A 22,857-nucleotide genomic window follows, 5' to 3' on the forward strand; every position below is an offset into this window, starting at 1 on the left:
CACCGTGCCCCGAAACCGAAGCCGCCCATCTCAAGGCCCGCTCCACCCCCGGCCGAGCTCCCCCGGGTGGCCCTGATCATCGATGATATCGGCTACGATCACGGCCTGGCGACCAAATTCATGGACCTCGACACCGCCATCACGTTTTCGATCCTGCCTTTCAGCCCTTTCCAACGCGTTCTTTCCGCGGAAATGCGCACCCGAGGGGTGGAGGCCATGCTGCACCTTCCCATGGAACCCAAGGAATACCCCGCGATCCAGCCGGGCAGGGGCGCCCTGCTGGTTTCGATGACCCCCGATGAACTGATCCGTCAGCTGGAGAAAAACCTGGCGGCCGTACCCGGCATCAAGGGGGTCAACAATCACATGGGCTCCCGAATGACGGAACGCTCCACCCAAATGTACCAGATTTTTTCGATCCTCAAAAAACGCAACCTTTTTTTCATCGACAGCCGCACCACCCCCGAGAGTCTGTGCCGGCCGTCGGCCCGTCTGCTGCAGGTGCCCTTCGCCCAGCGGGACGTTTTTCTCGATCATGTAACCGAGGAGGGGGAGATCCGCCGCCAGATCCAGCGGCTGGTGACCCTGGCCCAGCGGCAGGGCAGCGCCATCGGCATCGGACACCCCCACCTTGCCACCTACACGGTGCTGGCGCAGCAATTGCCGATGCTGAAAAAAAAGGTCAAACTGGTTCCCGCTTCCCAGCTGGTTCAAACCGCCGGCTGAACGGCCGGGCGAAACGCCCCGGAGACGATCGAGCAGACCGGGGGAGTGTGCGAGGTCGGGGTTTCTTTTAGGACCGGCGCCGGGCGGCAACCGCCATCCAGTCCTGGTCGGTCAGAACCGCTTCCACCCGCAGCCCCTTTTCCGCCATGCGGGCCGTCACCTGGTCCCGGTTCCGGGCCAGAATCCCCGAGCAGATCAAGACCCCATTGGGGGCCAGCACCCCCCCCACCCGCTCCAGCAACTCAAGTATGACCGGCAGCAAAATATTGGCTGTCACCAGATCATAGCGCCCCGCGATGCCGTTTACCAAATCGCCGGCCGAAACCCGGTAGGCGGCGGGCGCCAGTTTGTTCAGCCGCAGGTTTTTCTCTGCAACGGCAACCGCCACCGGGTCGTTGTCGACGCCCCGGAGCTTGCCGGCCCCCAGCTTGGCGGCAGCGATCATCAGGATTCCGGAGCCGGTGCCGACATCCAGGATGGCGGCCCCGGGCGTTATCATAGCCTCCAAAAGGCGCAGGCACAAAACGGTGGTGGGGTGCGTGCCGGTGCCGAAGGCCATGCCAGGATCGATTTCGATCACCGTTTCACCGGCGCTCGGTTGATAGGCTCGCCAGGTGGGCTTGACGACAATGGTGGGGGTCACCTTCTGGGGCCAGAAAAAGGTTTTCCAGGACTCGGCCCAGTCCTCCTCGGACAGATCCGAATAGACCACCCGGCTGTGGATGCCGTCGGCCAGGGCCAGCCGTTTCAAACCGTCCTCAAGGGCGCGGCAACGGGACGCCAGATCGGCGTTGCGGGGAAAGTAGGCGGTGACCGCATGGTCCGGGCAGGGCGGCACGGCACCCGCACCCCAGCCCTCGGCGGGATCGGCGGCGGGGTCGTCGATCACCACCCCCGTGACCCCCAGGTCATAGAAAACAGCCGCGATCAGCTCTGCGGCCAAAACGGAGGAGCGGGGGTCGAAAACCACCCGTGCGGCCACCCAGTCCATGAATGCTTGCCTCCTGAAAAAGATGGATCGACGGGGAGGATGCGCTGCGGGCTGAGGAACTATTTCTTAGCGCGCCCCTCAGCGCAGCAGGCGGATCAGCAGGGGAAGGAAAAAAATCAAAAAAAGGATGATCAGCCCCGGGGGGCTCAGGTAGGGCGTGTACCATGGTTTTCTGCGGGCGCGAGCTGATTTGAACTCGGCCAAAAACCAGTTTCCCAAAAGCGCTGCGGCCCCCAGGACGGCCACAACCCTGAGGAGCTGTATCACCGTTTCCATGGTGCGGCTTTTACATCAAAAAAAGCGCGCTGTCAAAAAACCCAGGTCGCTGACTTGGCGCGCGCGCCCCTAAAAGCGGGGCAAAAATTCGGCATGGGGGCCGCCGGGCTATTTGCGGCGGGGGGCGAAGCGGACAAAGATGCGATAATCACCGCAATCGATATCCCTGGGCAGGTTGTAGCCCTCGGGGATCAGCAGCACCATCACCCGGCCCCCGGCGGGGTCCTGGCTCATCTGGCCGCCGCGGCGATCTTTCTGGCCGTCGGGCGGCTTTCCCAGCCGCCGCCGGGGAGGCCGGACGTTGAGGATCCTGGCCTCCACCATCCCCGGCCCCGAACCGGGTCCTTTCCGGGGAGGCGGCCCCACGGCAACCGGGGCACCGATGACTATCTCCATGGACATTCTCCTGGCTTACTGGGGTGTGGGCTTCTTATCGGCTCCCCGGGCCTTCGGCTGAACCCCGCGGGGCAGCGCTTATTCCAGAGCCAACGGCGCCGGCGGCAGGTGAAAACGCTCTTTGGGGGGGTTGAAATACCCGAAGCCAAGATCGGGGAAGCGCTTGCGCAGCCCGGCCAGGAGGGCCTTCACCCCCATGGGCGTGCCCTGGGGGGCCGCCGCCGCCATGAGGCGCCAATACCGCAGGGGATCAAAGTTGAGGTTGCGCCACTGGATCAGGCCAACCGGGTGGCTGCCCAGAAAAGACTTGAAGGCCTTGAATTCCTGAGGGCTGTCGGTGACCCCGGGACAATTCAGGTAGTTCAGGGAGACGAATTTCCCCAGGCGCTTCGCCAGATCCACGCTGGCAAGAACATCCTCGAAGCGGTAGTCCCTGGGTCGGAAATAGGCCTCATAGCAGGCTTTGCGGACGCTGTTGAGGCTCACCCGGACGCTGTCCAGGCCGGCGGCGAAAAGTACTTCGAGGACCTCCGGGCGACTGGCGTTGGTGTTCATGTTGATGGTCCCCGCCGCGGTGCGGGCGCGGATCAGCCGAATCGCGGGTTCGATGACCTCTGCAGCCAGCAGCGGGTCGCCCTCGCAGCCCTGCCCGAAACTGACCACGCTGTGCTTCACGCGTTGAATGTGGGCCAGGGCAATCGCCGCAATTTCGTCCGGATCGGGGGTGAAGGCAATCCGGTCCTGGGATTGGGGCACGTTTTCGCCGGGCTGCAGGGAGAGGCAGCCGAGGCAGCGGGCATTGCAATAGCGCGAGGCGGGTAAGGGGGCTTCATAGCGCCCCAGGAAAAAATTCTTGCCGGCCGGGCAGCCGTAGACCAGGGCGCAGTGTTCCAGATGGGCCCGCAAACGATTTCCGGGGAGCATCGTGCGCATCTTGCGGACGCCAGCCGCCACCTGGCGGGGGGGCATCCGCCGCAGATCCTGGCGAGGCTCGCGGTCCACCTGAAGGACGGCCGAGCGAAAGCCCCCCCGCCACCAGCCGACGGCACCATAGGAAAAGAGGGGCAGATAGGCGGCGCGCGGCCCTTCGCGAAAGGCGCTGACGTGGGTCAGGAGGTAGCCGGGGGAATTGAAGGCCGCCACCGGGAAGACCGCTTCACCGGGCAGCATGGGGTTTTCGGTCAGCGCCTCGAACTCACCCGTCGAGCGGTTGTAAACAATCGGCAGCCGGTCCGGCAGCCGCATCAGTTCGCTGCCGAAGGGCAGTTTCCGGGTGTCACCGGTTTGCAGCAGCGTCAGGTGCCCGCCGGCCATGCCCGCAGCGCCATAGCCATCCAGATCGAATATTTCGCCGCGTTCGTTGGCCACCACCGCGGCTATCGGGCCCCCGCCGGCCTTTGCCATTTTGGTTTCCTGGGGATTGCCTTTGGGTTCACGCCGGGGATAAAATCAGCGGCGTTCGAAAATCGGCTTGACCTTGAATCGGTTTTGGCTAATAGAATGAAACCGGTTGGAGTGCAAGAGCGCCCTTCGGGACGCCCGGTTGCGGCGCGGCGCGCCTATCGCCGGACCTGATCGAAACCCCATGGACCCCAAAAATTCCTTGCAAGGGATGGGGGCTTTTGCTATCTCCGCCCGCAATTTTTACGGCCCGCCCGTCAAGACACACCCCATGCGGGTGGGGCGTTCCCGCCCGGGGCCGGCGACACTCCCCCGCTTAACACGATCAAGCGCTGCGAAAGGCCGATGGACCGCCACCAAGCGCCAGTGCGGTGGCCCAAAAAGGTGCAAGATGACCGAAATCAACATTCGCGAAGAATTCAAAAACCTGATTCTCAGCTCCTTCGGTGCGCGTGAAGACCGGGAGTTTTGGGAGATGATGCAGTTACCCGACAGCTCCCTGTACCGCAAATGCTATGAACAGCTCACCAATTCCGAGCAACAGGAGCCCCCCGGTTCGGATCTCTTCCAGAACAGCATGCGGCGCGCCTTTAACCTGATCATGGGCGGACCCCTGGAATCCAGTTAACCCGCACTTTTCCCTCTGATTTGCACCCCACCCCGGTTCACGGCCCCCTCTTGAGCAGCGGGTTCGGGTGCCCTGGAAAAAACAATTCCGCCAACGCGCCCGCTTTTTTCAACCTTCCTGGAGGTGGCCCACCAGATGCCCTAGTTCAGGGAAAATCAGGTTGGTGCAGGCCAGTTGACAGGCTCTGAGACTGCCGGGCATGGCGAAGACCACGGCCGAGGCGATCACGCCGGCGGTTGCGCGGGAAAGAATCGCGGCCGAATCGATCTCCTCGAAACTCAGCTGGGCAAACAGCACGCCGAACGCCGACAGCTCCTTGCGGAAAAGGGGCTTGATGGCTTCGATGGTCACGTCACGCTGGCTGATGCCGGTTCCCCCAGTGATCAAGACGGCCTGGGGTTCGTACGCCGCCAGGACCTCTTCCAGAGTCTGGGCAATCACCGCGGCGTCATCCGGAATGACCCGGTGAAAGCCCACCTGGTGCCCCTCCTTGCGGGCCCGGGTGGCGATCCACTGGCCGCTTTGGTCTTCAGCCAGCGAGCGCGTGCTGGAAACGCTGATAATTCCCAGTCGGATCTGGCGTGGGGCAGAGGCCTTGTGTTGACGGGTTCCCATAAAGCTTCCTTTCACCAACGCCCGCTCCGGTCAAACGATGGGCGGATGACTTTTCTGCGTGACCGTCCGGGGAGCCGTTAGGCCGTCTGTGCGCCGCACCTGGGACGTGACGCCGCCAGGGCTGCCAAAAGACCTTGATTAAGTCCCTCTTTTTTCCTATCCTACAAAACTTGGCGGTTTTGGGAAAGGTGAATCTGCGGACGGCGGGCACCGCTGTCCGCAGCCCAGAAGGGATGGACGCGTTATTTTAGTACGTGGACAATCATTCAAAAGATCGGTCGCGCGCTTTTGCGGACGATGTCGCCTTGCGCTATCCCGGCCGGGCGTTCCAACGAAAAACCGCCCGGCATGACGGCGCTCTGCAGCGGGGTAATTCTGGCCGGGGGCCTCAGCCGGCGGTTTTGCGGGCAGAACAAGGCCCTCATGGATGTCGGCGGCCGACGCATCATCGACCGCCTGCTGGCGGTTTACCGGCCCATATTTGACGAAATCATCATCGTCACCAACTCCCCCCGGGCCTACCTGGATCTGGACGCCGCCATCGTCACGGATATTTTCCCATACCGCAGTTCTTTGACCGGGATTCACGCCGGCCTTTTTCACGCCACCCGGCCCTATGCCTTTTTTGCCGCCTGCGATGCCCCCTTTCTTCTGCCCGGGATGGTCCACCTGATTTTGAACGCGCTTTCCCCGGGGGTGGACGGGGTGGTGCCGCAGACGGCGGCGGGATTTGAGCCCCTCTGTGCCGTTTACTCCCAGCGCTGCTGTCAGACGATCGCCCAGCGGCTAAAAAAGCAGCATTTCCAAATCAAGGGGATTTTCAAAAAATTTCGCATACGAACCCTCTCCGAAAAATTGCTGCGCCAGCCGGATCCCGAACTGCGGTCTTTTTTTAACATCAACACCCCGGATGATCTGGCCCGCGCCCAGACGATCGCCGCGAGCCTCGACGCCCCCTGATCCTTGGCGGCGCTCTGCCGGCATCGAACCAAAGGAGCTTGGATGAGATTAGATCAGCTGATAGAAAAAGTAAAACAACACCCCGACTTCGACCGGGTGGGCATGCTGCTCTGCCACAACGGCGTTGTCCGCGGCACCTCCCGCGACGGGCGCCGCACCAGCGGATTGCAAGTCAGCGTCGACCACCACCGCCTGGAGGAAGTTGTCGCGGCGCAAAAAAAACGCCCGGGAATCGTCGAAATTCTGGTACATATCAATGAAAACCAACCGCTTGCGGTGGGAGATGACGTCATGTTCATCGTCGTCGCCGGGGATATCCGTGAAAACGTCATCGAAACCCTGTGCGACACCCTCAACGCCATCAAATCCAGCGTCACCAGCAAAACCGAATTTTTCGTTTAGGCCACCGCATGATGCCTTTTCCCAGGAGCCAGAGATGAAAAACCTGACACACCTCGACCGGGAGGGTCGGGTCCGCATGGTGGACGTGACGGCCAAAGCGCAGACCGACCGGACCGCCGTGGCCCAGGGGTGGGTTACGATGGCCCCCGCCACGTTTCATATGATCCGGCAGCAGGGCCTCAAAAAGGGCAATGTTCTGGAAACCGCACGCATTGCCGGGATCATGGCCGCCAAAAAGACCGCCGATCTGATTCCCATGTGCCACCCCCTCAATATCACCCACTCCCAGATCGATTTCTTTCCCGATGAACCCGGCAGCCGAATCCGCATCGAGGCCAGCGTCCGGATCCTCGGCCCCACCGGCGTGGAAATGGAGGCCCTGACCGCCGTGGCCCTGGCGGCCCTGACGATCTACGACATGTGCAAGGCCGTCGACCGGGAAATGACCATCTCCGACATCTGCGTCCTCAAAAAATCAGGCGGCAAAAGCGGTGATTTTACGCGTGATGGAAGCCATTGATTTTGTCCTGCTGCTGTCGGCCGGGATTCTGCTGGGTGTCATCGGCGGCTGGCTGGCGGCGAAATTTTCCGTATACCGGCGGATCAATCCCGTCATTTCCGATTTCCAGGCCGAAATCGCCGCATTGAAGGAGCGGCTGCGCCAAAAACAAACCGAGAGCGAGGCGCTTCAGAAAGAGCTGGCCGCCCACCAGCAGGAACTCAAATCCCTGAGCGCGCGGCATCTGGAGGCCTGCCGGGAAAACGGTGCGGCCCTTGCGCGCATCGAACAATTGGCCCCTTTGCAGCAGCGCCTTCAGGACCAGACCCAGGAGATCAAGGCGCTCCAGCGGCTGAACAGTGGCATTCAGAACCGTCAGACCGAGCTGGAAACACGCCTTGCCCAGGAGCGCGCGACAGCCGCTGAAAAAATTGGCCTCCTGGAGGATATCCGTCAGCAGTGCCTGGACACCTTCAAGGCCCTGTCGGCCAGCGCCCTGCGGGAAAACAACCGGGCATTCATCGACCTGGCCGACAGCGTTTTGGCCAAGCATCTGGAAACCGCCCGCAAAGATCTCGATCTGAAAGGCCAGGCGGTGGTGGCGCTGGTCTCCCCCATCCAGGACTCGTTGACACGTTTTGACCACAACATTCAGTCCCTGGAAAGATCCCGCGAGAAAGCCTACGGCGGGCTTTCGGAGCAGGTGCGGTCCCTGATCGGCACTCAGCAGCTTCTCCAGCGCGAAACCGGCAAGCTGGTCAAGGCTCTTCAAACACCCCAGGTTCGCGGTCGGTGGGGGGAAATTACCCTGCGACGGGTGGCCGAACTCTCCGGCATGCAGCGCCATTGCGATTTTTTTGAACAACAAACCGCGGCCGGCGCCGACGGCCTGATGCGGCCTGACATGCTGGTCAAGCTTCCCGGCAACCGCCAGCTGGTGGTGGACGCCAAGGTCCCCTTGGCGGCATATTTGGATTCTCTGGAGGCCGAAAGCGACAAAACCCGGCAGGCGCTTTTGGAAACCCACGCCAAACAGTTTCAGACCCACATCCTCAAGCTTTCCCAAAAAGCCTACTGGACCCAGTTTGCACCCACCCCCGAGTTCGTGGTGCTCTTCATCCCCGGCGAAAATTTCTTTTCCGCCGCCCTCAGCCAAAATCCCGCGCTGATCGAGGAGGGCGCCCGGCGCGGGGTCATTCTGGCGACCCCCACCACCCTGATCTCACTTCTGAAGACGATCGCCTACGGCTGGCGCCAGGAAACCGTCACTGAAAACGCCCGCGCCATCAGCGAACTGGGACGGGAGCTCTATGAGCGCTTGAGCCACGTTGCCGGCCACCTCAACCGGCTGGGGCAGGATATCGATCACTGCACCCGCAGCTTCAACCAGGCGGTGGGCTCTCTGGAGCGCCGGGTGTTTGCATCCGCCCGCCGCTTCACCGATCTTGGCATCCATCTCAAAGACAACCGGCAGCTGCCCGAGCTGGACACCCTGAGCAGCCAGACCCGTAAACTGGACCCGGATAAAACCGCATGAAAGCCCCAAGACACCGTTTGTGTTTGCACATTGGCGTGCCGCTTTTACTCCTGTTGTGCCTTGCGGGATGCGAGCGGGCGACCAAAACGCCCCCGCCGCCGACAGCGCCCCTGCCCCCCCTGCGGCTTTTAACCCTGGAAGAGCTTCCCCTGTTTTCTGACGACAGCGACCTGGAGGCTTTGGAGGAGGCCATCCGGCACAGCCTGACCTACCTGCGGCGCCTGCCACCGGAGCGCCAGTTTTCACTCGGCGCGGAGATCCTTACGGCCGAGATGACTCTGCGCGCTCTGGCGCACTTCGACGCTTTTCTGCAAAACGCCCCCACCCCAACCGAACTGAACGATTTTGTGCGCGCTCATTACCGGGTCTACCGTGCGGTGGGCACCTCGGAGGCGGAAGTGGTCCTCTTCACGGGCTATTACGAACCGATCATCGCGGGCAGCCGCACCCCCAGCGTTGCCTGCGGGGTGCCGGTCCTCGGCCGCCCCGACGACCTGGTGACAGTCGATCTGGAGCGCTTTGCGACCCGATTCAAAGGCGAAATCCTCACGGGCCGGCTGCTGGGCGACCACCTGGTGCCCTATTTCGAACGCCGCGAGATCACCAACCCGGCGCTTTTTGGGACTCGCGCCAAGCCCATTGCCTGGGTAGCGGACCCCCTGGATCTTTTTTTCCTTCAAGTTCAGGGCTCCGGTCAAATTGCGCTCCAGGACGGCAGCCGTTTGCGCGTCCAGTACAATGGCACAAACGGCCATCCCTACCGCAGCATCGGACGCCACCTGATCGAGACCGGCAAAATTCCGCGCGAAGAAATGTCCATGCAGCGCATCCGGTCCTACCTCAGGGCGCATCCGGAAGAAATCGAACCCGTGCTGAACCACAACCCCAGCTTCGTTTTCTTCAGAATCGGGGAAGACGGCCCCCTTGGCGCGCTCAACGTGCCCCTCACCCCGGGGCGCTCCATCGCACTGGATCGCCGCATCTTCCCACCGGCGGCCCTGTGCTTCATTCAAAGCCAGAAGCCGGTGACCGACGGCACCGGACAGATTGTCGACTGGCGGCCTTTTTCCCGATTCGTCCTGAACCAGGACACCGGCGGTGCGATTCAGGGTCCCGGACGAGCCGACCTCTTCTGGGGAAGCGGCGCCATCGCAGAGATCTCGGCCGGTCACCTGCAACACCCCGGCAGCCTTTTCATTCTGGTTCTGAACCAAGACCGGCCCCGGTCTTGAGCTGCCCGAAGCCATCTGCCGCCGGCGGCGGATGGCGCAAGACGCCGTTTTCGGGCGCTTTTCCACCGCATCCGGCCGCCCGGATTCGGTTGACACGGTGGGCTAAAGTCAGTAAGGAAACAGCTCGTCCTCATCTTTTGCCACAAGGAGCACCCCATGTTTGGCATCGGCATGCCTGAACTGCTTCTCATTTTAGCCGTCGCCCTGATCGTCATCGGTCCCAAGAAGCTTCCGGACCTGGCGCGCTCCCTCGGCCGGGCGATGGGGGAGTTCAAAAAAGCCACGGCCGAACTCAAGGAAAGCATCCAAATCGATTCCGAGTTGAAAGACGTCAAGCAGGCCTTCGACGAGATGAACGCCCCGGGCCCGAAGCAGCAGGCAAACACCCAGGCGGTCGAGACCCATGACGCGCGGCCCGAGGGCGACACCCCGGCACCATCCAACGCCGCAGGCGGGCCCGGGGAGGCAGGCCCCCAAACGACGCCAAAAGAGGCCCCCAAAGATGCGTGAGGAAGATAAAATTCCTTTTACCGCGCATCTCGAGGAGCTGCGAAAAAGGCTGATCGTCTGTTTCATCGCGGTAGGGATCGGTTTTGTGGGGGCTTACGGCTTCAAGGAAAAGCTGTTCCAGGTGCTCACCGCCCCCCTCGTCAGGGTCATGGAAAGCGGCGACACCCTGATCTTCACCAACCTGCCGGAAGCTTTTTTCACCTATCTTAAGGTGTCTTTTTTGGCTGGCTTGCTGCTGGCCTCACCCGTTATTCTCTACCAATTCTGGATGTTCGTGGCCCCTGGGCTCTACCAGCGGGAGCGCCGGGTGCTGCTGCCCATCGTCTTTCTCTCGACCCTCTTTTTTCTGGGCGGTTCGCTCTTCGGCTATTTCATCGTTTTCCCCTGGGGGTTTCAGTTTTTCTTGGGCTTTGCCACCGAAACCATCCGCCCCCTGCCCTCCATGCGGGAGTATCTCAGCTTTTCTGCCAAGCTCCTGCTGGCCTTCGGGGTGGTGTTTGAGATGCCGCTGGTGCTGACCGCGATGGCCCGTCTGGGGATCGTCTCGGTTGATTTTCTCAAAAAAAACCGAAAATACGCGATTTTGCTTTTCTTCACCGGCGCCGCAATCCTGACCCCGCCGGACGTGATCACCCAGATCATGATGGCCCTTCCGCTGATGCTGCTCTATGAGGTCAGCATCATCGGCGCCCGCATCTTTGCCCCCAAGAAGAAGCCGACCGAAAACGAAGAGGCGGAGGCCCCCGAAAAGGACTGAGGGCTGTCCTGGAGTGTTTTATGGAACCTTAAAGGCGTAAGGCCGGAGAAGAGGTTTGACGTTGACAGATTCCGGTGCGCTTGCTAACGTGAACGCATCCGATGATGTTCGGGATACAGGGAACCCTAAGAGAAGGAGGTCATGGTGTTGAAGAAAAAACAAGCTTTCACTATCGCAGCGCTCGTGGGTCTGGCGACAGTCTTCATCGCCGCGGGGATTTACGCCGGAACCGCCGTTCCCGAAACAATCACGATGCAGAACAAAGCCTATGAGAAGCACACCAAGGGCATCGTCGAATTCAGCCACAAAAAACACGTCGCGGAGTACAAGGCCGCATGCGGCGACTGCCATCACGATGACCAAGGCAAACCGCTCACCGGCCTCAAGGAGGGGGACAACGTCGAGACGTGCATCACCTGCCACAAAATACCCGGCACGGTGCCCGGGAAGCTTAAAAAGGAGTGGCGGGAAACCAAAGTGCCCAAGGCCGAGCAGGAAAAGCGCGAACTGGAGTACCACGCCGAGGCTTTGCACCAAAACTGCATCACCTGCCACAAGGATTTCAACAAGAAAAACAATACCAAAGCCGCACCGGTGACCTGCACCACCTGCCATCCCAAGCAGGGCTAAGCACAAGGGTCCCTTCAGCAGCGCGCGGGGCAGGGTGACTCACGCCTCAAGTGCGCGCAAAATCAACGCGGGGTGCCCCCCTTTTTACGGGGCGGGGCACCCCGTTGTTTTTTGCGCTGGTAGGCGCGGGCGTTTCTGACCATGGCCTTGGCCCAGACCGGGGTTCCCAGGGCATGCAGATGGGTGTAGGTGGCCAGAACATTTTTATGGCAAATGCCGTCGCGCTTCCCCACGACCCCCACCCCTTTTTTCATTCGAAAAACCGTGCGCCGGTCGGACCCGTCACATTGCAGCACGTGGGAGTAATGGAATTCGTGCCCTCTGAGTTCGGTGCCCACCGCAAAAAAGGGGTTTTCGGCCTCGACGCTGACAATCGTGTACCCGTGCCCCTGGGGCTTCTCCGAAAACCCGAAGACGATCGGCAGCACCCCGGCCATGGGGTAGGCGCGGCCCGCCATCACCAACTCACGGCCGAGATACATCAGCCCACCGCACTCGGCGTAAATGGGAAGGCCGTCCTCCGCCAGATCTTTGAGCAAGTCCCGGAAGGTCCGATTTTCAGAAAGCTCCTGGACGTGGGTTTCCGGAAATCCGCCCCCGATGTAGAGTCCGTCCAAGGCCGGCAACCGGGTGTCCCGCAGCGGGCTGATATAAACCAGGTCGGCCCCCTCGGAAACCAGCGCGTCTAAATTTTCGGGGTAGTAGAACTGGAAGGCGGAATCCCGGATAATTCCGATGCGCGGACGCACCGGCACGGCTGCGTCTTCAGGTGGGGTCGATTTCACCCCGGGAGCGGCGCTTTCCTGCAAGTTGGGAGGAGCTGAAAAAGCGTGCTTCGGGATCGGGCGGCAGCCATCGGCCGCCAGGCATTCGATGGCCTTTAAATCCAGGTGGGTGCGGGCGATTTGGGCGGCTGCCGCAATGGAGTCCCGGGCCCAGCCGTGTTCCGGGGTCGGCACCAGCCCCATGTGTCTTTCCGGAAAAGACTGGCGGTCCAATTTGGGAAGGGCCCCCACGACGGGGACCCCGCAGAGGGATTCGATGCTGCTGCGCAGGGTGCGTTCGTGCCGTGCACCCGCCACCCGGTTGAGCACCACCCCCTTGATATTGACCTCCGGGTCGAAGTGCTGGCAACCCAGCACGACAGCCGCCATCGTGCGGGTGGACTTGGTGCAGTCGATGCAGAGAATTACCGGCGCCTGCAGCAGTTTGGCCAACTCCGCGGTGCTGGTGGCCCCGCCGCTGTCAATGCCGTCGAACAGACCGCGGTTGCCCTCCACCACGGCGATGTCGGCTGATTGGGCGTGTTTTAAAAATGAGGCGCGGACGTCTTCCTTGGAGGCTAAAAAGGTGTCCAGATTGTAGCAGGGCCGGCCGGCCGCAAGGGCAAGCCAGCCCGCATCAATGTAATCTGGACCTTTTTTGAAAGGGGCAACTGTTTTTCCGCCGTGGGTCAGCGCTGCGATGATGCCGATGGACAGGATGGTCTTTCCCGAACCCCCGCGCAAGGCTGAAATGACGATTCTGGGAAATTCTATTTGTTCAGAGGCCATAAAAGTCTTGATGGGCCACGCAAGAGACCGCCGGGGGGGAGTTAATCCTCGTGCTCGGCCCCAGCCTGCTTGCCGGCCCCTTTAAGGCCATACATGGAGGTACTGCCGCTGGACCAGTATTCCAGGATACCGTCGGTCACCATCTTGTTGACAACTTTTTTGGCTTCCCGCGGTTTGAGATCCAGGATTTTGGAGAGGTCATTGAAATAAAACTTTGATTTGCTTTTGGATTTCTTTTTCAGTTCTTCAACGATTTTTTCGCACTGTTCGGCGTATTCCATGATGATGCCTCTTTTCTTTGGGAATCGGGGGGTGCGACAGCGCACCCCCCGAAAGGGTTTACCGCTTAAAACTTGAAGTTCGAGGTCTGGCGCCAGGTATAGTAGGCGGGATCACGGAAATCATCGATCAGGTGGTGGGTAAACTCCAACTCACACTTCTCGAAGAATCTCTCCCATCCGATCCGCTCGGCCCACTCGCCCAGGCGCTCGTATTTGTTGGCGCCGGCGGCATAGGTTTCGACGATCTTTTTGATGGTATCCGTCATGGTTGGCCAACGCGGCATCTCGTTGGGGATGAAGGCCACGACAACCTTGGAGAATTTCGGGTTGCTGACGCGGTTGGAGACTTTGCCACCCACCATCAGCACGATCCCGTCACCTTCGGTGTCGGCCAGGGGCATGGACGGGCACATGGTGTAGCAGTTGCCGCAGAACATGCAGCGGGACTCGTTTACGGCCACCGAGTTGACCTTGGTGCCGTTGGGCAGCTCGATCTTGGCGGGCTTGATGGCCGCGGTGGGACAGGCGGCGATCGCCAGCGGGATTTCGCACATCTTGTCCAGGTACTCGTGGTCCAGGATCGGCGGCTTGCGGTGGTAGCCGAGGATCGCGATGTCCGAGCAGTGAACCGCGCCGCACATGTTCAGGCAGCAGGCCATGGAGACCCGTACATGGGCCGGCATGCGGTGCTGCTGGAAATCCTCGAAGAGCACATCCATGGTCGCCTTGACGGTGCCGGAGGCATCCGTGGCGGGGGTGTGGCAGTGGATCCAGCCCTGGGTGTGGACGATATTGGAAATCCCGGCGCCGGTGCCGCCGATGGGAAACTTGAAGCTGCCGCCGTCGAACTTCCGGCTTTCCAGGTCCTTTTTGAGGGGCTCGATCTTGTCCTTGCTGTCCACCATGAACTCGATGTTGTTGCGGGTGGTGAAGCGCAGGTAGCCGTCGCAGTGTTTGTCGGCGATTTCGCAGATTTCGCGGATATGGGTGACGCTCATAAGACGGGCGCCGCCGCAGCGCACAGTGTAGACCTCATCGCCGGATTCAGCGACGTGCACCATGATGCCCGGCTGGAGGTATTCGTGATACAACCATTTTCCCTTGTTGTTGGCGATCACCGGCGGATAGAACTCGTCGTACTTGCGCGGTCCGATATCGGTGATCCGGTTTTCCATCGGTTTGTCCGGGTTATACCCTGATGAGATAAATGCCATGGTGTTTCCCCCCCTTTTTTATCTGAGATGGTGTTTTCTGAATTCGTTGATGTCACGCTGCCAGCCGCCTTCCACCTCTTCTTCCTTCCAGAAGATGTACGGGTTGGTGCGCGGCTCCTGAACGTGCTGCGGAACAGGATCGATTCCGGTGACTTCCAGCAGTTTCTGGAAGCCCTGGCGCTTGATCAATTCACCCAAGCGCTCACGGTTTTTGCCCTCTTCCATCCACCAATCCCAGATCGCTTCAATCACCTCTTTGATTTCGTCATAGGGGTCTTCGGCCTTGATGAACGGGACCAGCAGGGAGCCCATCTGGGCGCCGTCGAGGATCGGGGCCTTGGCACCCACCAGAATCGAGAGTCCGGTGTCTTTGCCGATTCTCAGCGCTCTGGGCATGACGTTAATGCAGTGCATGCAGCGGGTGCATTCGCGGTTGTCGATCTTGAGTTTGCCGTCTTCCATCCACATGCACTTAGTGGGGCAAAGGTCGATGACTTCCTTCTGGATGTCGAACGGGCCCCAGTCACGGCCGGAGTGGGCGCCGCCGTTTGAGGGGATTTCACCGCCGATGTATGCCTGAACCGCTTCCTGATCGATGCGGATGTCATCCTTCCAGGTCCCGATGAAGGACATGTCGGCGCGGGCGATGGAGGCCACGCAGCAGTTGGGGCAGCCGTCAAACTTGAACTTGAATTTATAGGGGAAAGCCGGGCGATGCAGCTCATCCTGGTATTCCAGGGTGAGGTGATGGCACAGGTCCTGGGTGTCGTAGCAGGCGTACTCGCAACGGGCCTTGCCGATGCAATCCGCAGGGGTTCGCAGGTTGGAGCCGGAGCCGCCGAGGTCCTGGTTGAGGTTGTGGGTCAGCTCGAAGAAGACTTCCTCAAGCTGGGGGGTGGTGGTGCCCAGGAAGATGATGTCCCCGGTGGAGCCGTGCATGTTGGTGATGCCACTGCCGCGAAGGTCCCAGAGATCGCATATTTGGCGGAGATATTCGGTGGTGTAAAACTTACCGGCCGGCTGGGCGACCCGCATTGTGTGGAAATGCGCGACACCGGGGAACAGGGCCGGTTGGTCGCAGTAACGGCCGATGACACCGCCGCCGTATCCGAAAACCCCCACGATACCGCCGTGCTTCCAGTGGGTTCTTCCGTGCTTGTAGGACAATTCCAGTACGCCCAAGAGGTCATCAACGGCATCGACGGGAATCTGAAAATCAACTTTGTCGGGATTTTTGGCTCTTTTTTCGGCCTCCTGCTTTAAGTCGGACACAAAGCTTGGCCATGGACCGCTTTCAAGCTCGTCCAGCATAGGAGTGGGGTGTTTTGCCATCTTAATTTCCTCCATTTCGTTGAGTTTTAACCTCTGACCAACCAAAAACGAATCGCCTCCTCCAAGGGTTTCGGGTCACCTCCTCTCATGAAAAAAAGTCGTTTTTTTATAAGGGGGTTACGTTGTATCTCAGGCATGCGATTATTGATTTTTAAAGGTTTTGATATAGAATTTATTAGCTGAGTTGTCAATAAAAAAGGCTTTGATTCACGCGCTTAAGCCCCGCGGTCCACCCCCTGGCGATGTTGACCCAGCATATTGTTGGCGCCTTCTGAAAATTTCCTTCATGTAGTGTCTGCCGGTTCACAGGCAAGCCGCTGCAACTCGTCAAAGATGAGCCGCGAATGGTCCTCCAGGTGCTTGCTGACAAGGGAAAACTCCGGCGTCCGGTGGTCCAGGGTTTCAAGGACCGCCTTGAAAAAATCTTCGATCTCTTCCCGGGAAAAGGCCCCCAAGTAGTCCAGGAAACGGGTGGGAAGCAGCGGGTGTTTTTTTTTCAGCCCCATTAAAACCCCTTTCAGGGTTTCAGCGACCGCGAGATCATCGGACCAGACCAGGTTTCCCACCCCTTCCAGGCGGTCCAGCCGGGTTTGAATGGAGAGCCTCGCCAGAAAAAAAAACAGGACTTCCGCCAGCGATTCGGCCGCGACTTGCGGCCGGCTTACGATCGGCGAAAACTGGCGGGCGGTGATGAGCCTCAGCGCCACGCCGCCGTTTTGGCATTGGACAACAAAATCACCGGCGGCGTGATGCCAGGGAAAGATATCGCGGGAGCTTGACAGATCGAAATATGCGGTCAGAATCAGCGCGACCTGACGATAGAGCCGACGGGTCTGCGCTTGGGAGAGGAAAAAAACACCGTTGCGGGCGTCCCAGACCAGGATCCCGAGTCCCCCGTCGGCGGGGTGACGGGTCAGGTGAAATTCACTGAAGTCCGTGAACCATTCTCCCAGAAACAGCAGCCAGCGTCTTGCCCCCGGGCCGCCACCCTCCCCGAAGCCGTAAACCTGCGGCAGGTAGCCATCCGGCAAAAAACGGTTCAACTCCTCCAGCAGCGCAAATTCCCCCTGGATCGCAGCATTGCCGGCAGGGGACACCGCGACGTTCAGCACGAAGGATTCCTTGAAATCCGCCCCGATCACCTCGATCCGGGCGGGGTGGTAGAAGGCGCCGTGTTTTTCCAGGAAAACCAGAATTTCAGAGAAATCCAGGCACTCCGGGGACCGTTGCCGACGCAATCCCACCGCCGCCCGCAACCGCTGGAAACCGCGCCGGGAGAGAAAATCGGTGACGGCCTGGAAGTAGGCCCCGTAGGTCGCCTCCGGATCCACTGGGGCACCGGTGCCCTGGGATCGGGTAAAGCGGCTCTGGGGCAGCGGCGTACGCCACATGCTGTCCGTTTGACCCAGAGAGGAGCGCCGGCCGCTGAGATAAAAACGAAACCGTGGGCTCACGGCCGCACGGGGTGGAGCGGACGGCCAGCTCCCCCCCGCAGCGGGGTCGAACCTCGGCCGCTCAGATGGGAGCCGGTTTGGCTCGCAACCTGCCGCTTTACTGGCATTTTTCGGCAATATCCTTGATGATTTCGGGCGCCACCTGATAGCCGAGTTCAATCGCCTTGTCGCAATGCTGCTTGGCCAGATCAAACGACCCCTTCTGAAGATAAGCGATTGCCAGATTGTTGTGGGCGACGGGGAAATTGGGCTCCAGCTTGATGGCCTTCAGCCCGGCCTCGATGCTTTGGTCCACGAGGCCCTTCATCAGATAGGCGCTGGCAAGGGTGGTAAAGGCCTGCAAAAAGCGGAAATTGAATGCCGTCGCACGCTCGAGTGCTTGAATTGCCTTGTCGACATTGCCCTTTTGGAGTTGAACAAAACCGATGTTGCCGTAGCCTTCGGAGAAGCCCGGACGCGCTTTGACGGCTTTCTGATTGAAATCCAGACACCCGTCCAGATCTCCGTCCTTCAGACGGATGCCACCCAGCAGGACGTAGGCCTCGGCCAGGGAGGGGCTGCATTCGATCGCCTTGAAAAGCGCCTGTTCGGCTTCAGCGTATTGTTTCTGCCCCAGCAAGCCGACTGCCAGATTATAGTGGGAGGTGCCGCAATCGGGATTGGCGGCGATCGCGGCGCGCTGCTGGGAAATATAATCGTTGACGTTCTTGGGTTTCTCAACTTCCATAACCATTCCTTTCATAACCTGCATGTGGTTTTGAGGCTAGTATGAAATAAAAAGCTTGTCAATAAAAATCAAAATCGCGGGTTCGCCAAATGATCGCTTGCCGGTGATGACTTTTTTTCTTGACAAAAACTTTTAATTTTTCTTATTTTTTTTAAAAACTTACTTAAACAGAATCGCAGCCTTTGGGTGGCGCCGTGAAAGCCGGGCGCAACGAGGAATCGAGATGAAACCAGGATGCTACACTGCAATCGTGACCCCTTTTCTGGACGGCCAGGTTGATTACGCGGGTCTGGAAAAACTGGTCGATTTTCAGATCGCAAACGGGGTCACCGGTATACTGGCGGTTGGCACCACCGGCGAAAGCCCTTCGCTTGCCTGGGATGAACACCACCGGGTGACAGCCCATGTGGTGGAAAAAACCCAAGGCAAATGTCTCGCCATTGCCGGCACCGGCAGCAACAATACCCAAGAGGCGCTGGCCGCAACCCGCCACGCGGTGGAAACCGGTGCCGACGCCGTCCTTTTGGTGGACCCCTATTACAACGGCCCCAGCTCCCTGGAAATCCGGCGCGAGTATATCGGCCCCATCGCCGCGGCATTTCCCGGCGTTGACGTCATTCCCTACGTCATTCCGGGCCGCACCGGTGCCCAACTGCTGCCGGAGGACCTGGGGCTGCTGTCGCAGAAGTTCAAAAATGTCCGGACGGTCAAGGAGGCCACCGGAAGCCTTGAAAACATGCGCCGGACCCGTTCGGTTTGCGGCCGTGATTTCACGATCCTCTCCGGCGACGACGCCCTCACCTACACGGTGATGACCGATCCGCTGATCCTGGCGGCGGGCGTTATTTCCGTGATCAGCAACGTCGCTCCGGCGGCGGTGAGCGAAATGGTAGGGCTTCTGCTGAACGGAGACAAGACCCAGGCCGAAAAGCGGATGCGCCTGCTGGAACCGCTTTTCAATCTGGTAACCGTCAAGACTACCGAGAAAACCCCCTTTGGGGAGGTGGTCTGCCGCGCCAGAAACCCCCTGGCGCTCAAAACCCTCATGGCGGTGCTGGGAATGCCCGCCGGCAGCTGCCGACAACCGTTGGGCAAAATGACCGCCAACGGCCTTGAAACGGTTCTCGGGGCAGCCAGGAAGGTATTCGCGGCTGACCCGCGGGTGTTTCAGCCGGTGGCCGACTTTTTCGGGGTCGACGTGGAGGCGCGCTTGAATTCCCTTAATTTCAGAATGGGCCTCAGCTACGAGACCTATTAGGCCTAAAGCCCGCCCGGTCGCTCCAGGCGGGTTCTTGAATGCAGCGGGGCGTATTCCCCTGGGTCCGGGAAGGCGCCCCGTAGTATTTCAAAATCACCCGGCGATCGGCGAATCTGGCCGGCTGCCGAGCCACCCCCGCCGACTCAGGACGGGCTTCTCAGCTTAAACGACCCCTCCTTGAACAGGAGCCATTTCAGCCAACGCATACCGAATTTCAGCAGCGCGATTTCATCGCTCTTGATTTGTGCTATGGTCGGGGGGTCGATTTCGTAGCGCTTCAGGAAAGAACTTTCAAAGATAAATTGACGAAAGGTGTCGATATTGTAGCTCGCCATGAAAAACATGCGCTTGCCCTGCTCCGTAATTTTTATGTTAGCGGGGAATGAGCGCTTGCGCACGAGAAGCTCCGTCCATTCGGCGTTGATCTCATCGTGGCGATCAACCCCCTGATCCCGGCGCCATTGGGCTATGTCCCATTCCTGATCCTCTTCAAATCCCAGGCAGTGGGGTTCGTTGACAAAGAAGAAAAACCCCTCCTCTGCGGTGGCCTCCTTGTGGCTCAGGGTGGCTACCCCTAAAGGGTAATAGCGGCAGGTGGTGGGGCGGTCGGAATAAACCAGGCAGCCATCGTCACGAACAAAGGGGCAGGACTGCTGGTCGTCATCCATCAACTTCAGCGTCACCACCGCCAAATCCGTTTTCTCCAGAATCTGGGGGGTGGTGTAAATGGCCAGAAACTGCTCCGAGCTGACGCCCAGGCGGTTTTTCAAGCGAATAATGTCGTAGGGCGTCAGAATAATGTTGATGCCCCGACAGCAATGGGTGAAGCATTTAACCTTTGGGTGGCACTTGAATTTGAACCTGCTTTTCAACCCCAGCTGAACAGGTTCGATTTTGGCCACCTTATCGGCTTTTTCCATGGAAGATTTTCCTTTCTTCAAAGAGTGGGCGCTTTTATACAAAAGCCGGGCACACTTGTCAATTATGCCCGGTTGGGTTCGAAAATCCATAAGGCGGGTTTCTAAAACGGCCGCTCCCAGAATGCCGGGTTTCTTCGAAAAAATAGAAAGCCCTTGACTTTGTCGCCTCTAAAATTTAAACATATCAGGCTCGTTCTTTTGACTAATGTTTTGAATCTGTTCGTAAAAGAAGCCCTTAAAGGCAAATTTCGGAGCGCTTTCCCTTTGCTGACATTTTCAGCGCCAAACTGGTGTGAATTTTGATGAACCGGTAAAAAGTCAAAAGCCAGACGGTTTCGAAAAAAGTTCAATTTACGGCGCGTAAATCTCAGCGGCGTGAGGCGTACTTATGTACGCCGCAGCGACTTCGAGATGCAGCGCAACGCAGAAAGTGGACTTTTTGCGGAACCGTCAATTTTTGATGAAGAAGTGAGGCCTGCTTGTCTACCCTGCAGCAATTCGAGGATGCAGCCGAAGGCAGGGGCTGGACTTTTACGGAACAGTTGAGCCGGGCGATATCGCCTGGGTGACGCCATCCCCGCGTGGGTTGATTTCAAGTCGGTCGCCTTGAACACCTGGCCATCCCCAAATTTTTGACTATGATACCGGATGCTTGCCGCCAATTCAGCTTGGGACGCCGCTTTCTTGGGCGATTGCCGCGTGGCGGGGATTTAAACCGCTGTATCGAAATTTTTTGCCAGCGCGCGGCCATTCAGACGGCCTCGTTTTCCGTCATCGGTTCGGTATCCTCTTGCACCCTCGGTGTTTTCGATCAATCCCAGCAGGTTTACGTGACCATCAAGGAAACAGAACCCTTTGAACTCGCAGCCTGCACGGGAAATGTGTCCCTGGAAGATGGCAACCCCATCGTCAGAGCCCACGCTGTTCTGGGAAATGAAAAGGGAAAGATCATCGGTGGACGGATTTTTTCCGAAACCCTTGTCTTTGGTGGAGAACTTGATCTACAAGAACTGATCGGCGATCCCCTGACAAGATCCTACGATCAAGAAACCGGATTGATGCTCCTGAGCATGCCCCTCTGAGAAGGCTCTCCCTCCAGCGGGGAAAACGCTAATCGCCCATTTAAACATCTATTTTCCTGGAGGCTGAAATGAAGATCCCGTCCACCTTGTCCAAAAATTTAAAGCCCCGGCCGGATGATCACAATCTGGGGTTCGGCACACTGTTTACGGATCACATGTTCAACATGGATTATTCACCCGAAAAGGGCTGGCACAACCCGCGCATCGAGCCCTATGGCCCCATTCAGATGGACCCGGCCACAATGGTACTGCACTATGGTCAGGAGGTCTTTGAGGGGTTGAAGGCTTTTCGCACCGACGGGGGCAAGATCCAGTTTTTCCGACCCAGAGACAATTTTAAACGCATGAACCGCTCCTGCCGGGCCTTGTGCATCCCGGAGTTCGATTCAGCGCTGGCCTTTGAAGCCCTGAAGCAGTTGGTCGCGATCGAAAAGGAATGGGTCCCTCGGGCGCCGGAAACCTCCCTGTACATTCGCCCGACGATTATCGCCATGGACCCCTTTCTGGGGGTGAGGGCTTCTCACACCTACCGCTTTTTCATCATCCTCTCGCCCGTGGGCGCTTACTATGCAGAGGGCTTCAATCCGGTTAAAATTTGGGTGACACGCGATCACGTTCGCGCCGTTCGGGGCGGACTGGGAGAAGCCAAAACCTCAGGCAATTATGCGGCCAGTCTCTTCGCCGCTGAGGAAGCCCACCGCCATGGCTACACCCAAGTGCTCTGGCTGGATGGCGTCGAGCAACGATACGTGGAGGAAGTCGGCTCGATGAATATCTTCTTTGTCATCGATGGCGAGGTGATCACGCCGCTGCTCAACGGCAGTATTCTTCCGGGAATAACCCGCGACTCGGTCATCAACTTGGCCAAGATGTGGGGTGTGCCGGTTTGCGAGCGCAAGATTTCCATCGACGAGGTGATGGAAGCCCACCAAAAAGGGACGTTGGAAGAGGTTTTCGGCTCGGGTACGGCGGCGGTCATTTCGCCTGTGGGTGAAATCAAATATGATGAAAAGATTGTTACCATCGGCAAGGGCGAGGTCGGTCCCATGGCAAAGCGTTTTTTCAAGGCCATAACCGATATCCAATACGGTCGCGCCGAGGCGCCCGCCGATTGGATTGAAACGCTTTGATCCCCAAGGATCCGGATGGTTTCCATGGAAACGGAGCAAAACATGACCATGGCCCACCTCCCGTCATTTATTCAAAAAATGACGGATGAAGGAATTCACTCCTTCGTCATTGAAACCTTTTCGGCTTACTACCGCCAGATTGTCTCAGGCCAGCAAGGGCTTTTGTATGACCGTGACCTGAAAGTGATTGAGGACGGAGAAATTCCCAACGCCGAATCGGTGACAGAATATGCGCCAAAAGGCCAAAAAAAACTCCCCCACACTGTCCGGGTTGTGCTTAACGGCGGGCTTGGCACCAGCATGGGACTGACCGGTCCCAAATCCCTGCTGCAGGTCAAAAACGGTA

At 59.1% G+C, this 22,857-nt stretch carries 26 protein-coding genes; 14 read left to right on the plus strand and 12 right to left on the minus strand.

Annotation, left to right across the window (positions count from 1 at the left end):
* On the plus strand, positions 1–726 hold a 726-nt coding region (locus LJE63_00005; GenBank protein ID MCG6904972.1), incomplete at its 5' end, for a divergent polysaccharide deacetylase family protein.
* 67 nt (positions 727–793) lie between these two features.
* On the opposite strand, the gene prmA is transcribed toward LJE63_00005, so the two are convergent.
* The 4 genes from prmA to LJE63_00025 all read right to left on the minus strand — a co-directional run bounded on the left by prmA (position 794) and on the right by LJE63_00025 (position 3,793).
* Complete coding sequence (gene prmA / locus LJE63_00010) at positions 794–1,717, minus strand: 50S ribosomal protein L11 methyltransferase (GenBank protein ID MCG6904973.1); 924 nt, start codon at positions 1,715–1,717, stop codon at positions 794–796.
* A 78-nt stretch (positions 1,718–1,795) separates the two neighbouring features.
* Positions 1,796–1,993 carry a hypothetical protein gene (locus LJE63_00015; GenBank protein MCG6904974.1) on the minus strand — a complete coding sequence of 66 codons (198 nt, stop codon included), beginning with the start codon at positions 1,991–1,993 and terminating at the stop codon, positions 1,796–1,798.
* Between the two features lie 108 nt (positions 1,994–2,101).
* Entirely contained in the window at positions 2,102–2,389 is a 288-nt protein-coding gene (locus LJE63_00020; protein ID MCG6904975.1) for a hypothetical protein, read from the minus strand.
* 78 nt (positions 2,390–2,467) lie between these two features.
* Positions 2,468–3,793, minus strand: a complete 1,326-nt coding sequence (locus LJE63_00025) for a radical SAM protein (GenBank protein MCG6904976.1) — start codon at positions 3,791–3,793, stop codon at positions 2,468–2,470.
* A 388-nt stretch (positions 3,794–4,181) separates the two neighbouring features.
* Between LJE63_00025 and LJE63_00030 the strand changes: the two genes are divergently transcribed.
* On the plus strand, positions 4,182–4,418 hold the full coding sequence (locus tag LJE63_00030) for a hypothetical protein (GenBank protein MCG6904977.1): 237 nt from the start codon (positions 4,182–4,184) through the stop codon (positions 4,416–4,418).
* A 108-nt stretch (positions 4,419–4,526) separates the two neighbouring features.
* On the opposite strand, the gene LJE63_00035 is transcribed toward LJE63_00030, so the two are convergent.
* Positions 4,527–5,033 carry a molybdenum cofactor biosynthesis protein MoaB gene (locus LJE63_00035; GenBank protein ID MCG6904978.1) on the minus strand — a complete coding sequence of 169 codons (507 nt, stop codon included), beginning with the start codon at positions 5,031–5,033 and terminating at the stop codon, positions 4,527–4,529.
* 348 nt (positions 5,034–5,381) lie between these two features.
* Here LJE63_00035 and LJE63_00040 point away from each other — a divergent pair, with 348 nt between their 5' ends.
* From LJE63_00040 to LJE63_00075, 8 genes are all read left to right on the plus strand, one after another.
* A complete protein-coding gene (locus LJE63_00040; GenBank protein ID MCG6904979.1) occupies positions 5,382–5,993 on the plus strand; it encodes a molybdenum cofactor guanylyltransferase in 612 nt (203 codons plus the stop codon).
* A 42-nt stretch (positions 5,994–6,035) separates the two neighbouring features.
* Positions 6,036–6,395, plus strand: coding sequence for a molybdenum cofactor biosynthesis protein MoaE (locus LJE63_00045; GenBank protein ID MCG6904980.1), 360 nt, complete (start codon positions 6,036–6,038; stop codon positions 6,393–6,395).
* A 34-nt stretch (positions 6,396–6,429) separates the two neighbouring features.
* Positions 6,430–6,915 carry a cyclic pyranopterin monophosphate synthase MoaC gene (gene moaC, locus LJE63_00050; GenBank protein MCG6904981.1) on the plus strand — a complete coding sequence of 162 codons (486 nt, stop codon included), beginning with the start codon at positions 6,430–6,432 and terminating at the stop codon, positions 6,913–6,915.
* Complete coding sequence (gene rmuC, locus LJE63_00055; GenBank protein ID MCG6904982.1) at positions 6,902–8,431, plus strand: DNA recombination protein RmuC; 1,530 nt, start codon at positions 6,902–6,904, stop codon at positions 8,429–8,431. Before moaC ends, rmuC begins: the two co-directional genes overlap by 14 nt.
* The gene (locus tag LJE63_00060; protein MCG6904983.1) at positions 8,428–9,663 is read left to right on the plus strand and encodes an MltA domain-containing protein; all 1,236 of its coding nucleotides are present in this window, start codon (positions 8,428–8,430) and stop codon (positions 9,661–9,663) included. The genes rmuC and LJE63_00060 overlap by 4 nt, the downstream gene beginning before the upstream one ends.
* 156 nt (positions 9,664–9,819) lie before the next feature.
* Positions 9,820–10,173 carry a twin-arginine translocase TatA/TatE family subunit gene (tatA, locus tag LJE63_00065; protein ID MCG6904984.1) on the plus strand — a complete coding sequence of 118 codons (354 nt, stop codon included), beginning with the start codon at positions 9,820–9,822 and terminating at the stop codon, positions 10,171–10,173.
* Positions 10,166–10,930, plus strand: a complete 765-nt coding sequence (gene tatC / locus LJE63_00070) for a twin-arginine translocase subunit TatC (protein ID MCG6904985.1) — start codon at positions 10,166–10,168, stop codon at positions 10,928–10,930. The genes tatA and tatC overlap by 8 nt, the downstream gene beginning before the upstream one ends.
* A 147-nt stretch (positions 10,931–11,077) precedes the next feature.
* The gene (locus LJE63_00075; protein MCG6904986.1) at positions 11,078–11,560 is read left to right on the plus strand and encodes a cytochrome c family protein; all 483 of its coding nucleotides are present in this window, start codon (positions 11,078–11,080) and stop codon (positions 11,558–11,560) included.
* A gap of 62 nt (positions 11,561–11,622) precedes the next feature.
* Here the strand turns inward: LJE63_00075 and LJE63_00080 are convergent, their stop codons facing one another.
* From LJE63_00080 to LJE63_00105, 6 genes are all read right to left on the minus strand, one after another.
* A complete protein-coding gene (locus tag LJE63_00080; protein MCG6904987.1) occupies positions 11,623–13,113 on the minus strand; it encodes a cobyrinate a,c-diamide synthase in 1,491 nt (496 codons plus the stop codon).
* A 41-nt stretch (positions 13,114–13,154) separates the two neighbouring features.
* Positions 13,155–13,394, minus strand: coding sequence for a dissimilatory sulfite reductase D family protein (locus LJE63_00085; protein MCG6904988.1), 240 nt, complete (start codon positions 13,392–13,394; stop codon positions 13,155–13,157).
* A 65-nt stretch (positions 13,395–13,459) separates the two neighbouring features.
* Positions 13,460–14,608, minus strand: coding sequence for a dissimilatory-type sulfite reductase subunit beta (gene dsrB, locus LJE63_00090; GenBank protein MCG6904989.1), 1,149 nt, complete (start codon positions 14,606–14,608; stop codon positions 13,460–13,462).
* Between the two features lie 18 nt (positions 14,609–14,626).
* Positions 14,627–15,940 (minus strand): dissimilatory-type sulfite reductase subunit alpha, encoded by a 1,314-nt coding sequence (gene dsrA, locus LJE63_00095; GenBank protein ID MCG6904990.1) that lies wholly within the window; start codon positions 15,938–15,940, stop codon positions 14,627–14,629.
* 284 nt (positions 15,941–16,224) lie between these two features.
* Positions 16,225–17,331, minus strand: a complete 1,107-nt coding sequence (locus LJE63_00100) for a hypothetical protein (protein MCG6904991.1) — start codon at positions 17,329–17,331, stop codon at positions 16,225–16,227.
* A gap of 160 nt (positions 17,332–17,491) precedes the next feature.
* Positions 17,492–18,121, minus strand: coding sequence for a tetratricopeptide repeat protein (locus LJE63_00105; protein MCG6904992.1), 630 nt, complete (start codon positions 18,119–18,121; stop codon positions 17,492–17,494).
* A 223-nt stretch (positions 18,122–18,344) separates the two neighbouring features.
* On the opposite strand from LJE63_00105, the gene dapA reads away from it, so the two are divergent.
* A complete protein-coding gene (gene dapA, locus LJE63_00110) occupies positions 18,345–19,379 on the plus strand; it encodes a 4-hydroxy-tetrahydrodipicolinate synthase (protein ID MCG6904993.1) in 1,035 nt (344 codons plus the stop codon).
* A 143-nt stretch (positions 19,380–19,522) separates the two neighbouring features.
* Here dapA and LJE63_00115 read toward each other — a convergent pair whose 3' ends face one another.
* Entirely contained in the window at positions 19,523–20,299 is a 777-nt protein-coding gene (locus LJE63_00115) for a YkgJ family cysteine cluster protein (GenBank protein MCG6904994.1), read from the minus strand.
* Positions 20,300–20,937: 638 nt separating this feature from the next.
* Between LJE63_00115 and LJE63_00120 the strand changes: the two genes are divergently transcribed.
* The 3 genes from LJE63_00120 to LJE63_00130 form a co-directional block, all read left to right on the plus strand.
* Positions 20,938–21,381, plus strand: coding sequence for a DUF296 domain-containing protein (locus LJE63_00120; protein ID MCG6904995.1), 444 nt, complete (start codon positions 20,938–20,940; stop codon positions 21,379–21,381).
* A 68-nt stretch (positions 21,382–21,449) separates the two neighbouring features.
* Positions 21,450–22,511, plus strand: coding sequence for a branched-chain amino acid aminotransferase (locus LJE63_00125; protein MCG6904996.1), 1,062 nt, complete (start codon positions 21,450–21,452; stop codon positions 22,509–22,511).
* 42 nt (positions 22,512–22,553) lie between these two features.
* On the plus strand, positions 22,554–22,857 hold a 304-nt coding region (locus tag LJE63_00130; protein MCG6904997.1), incomplete at its 3' end, for a UTP--glucose-1-phosphate uridylyltransferase.

It is taken from the genome of Desulfobacteraceae bacterium, from assembly GCA_022340425.1.
Taxonomy (GTDB): domain Bacteria; phylum Desulfobacterota; class Desulfobacteria; order Desulfobacterales; family JAABRJ01; genus JAABRJ01.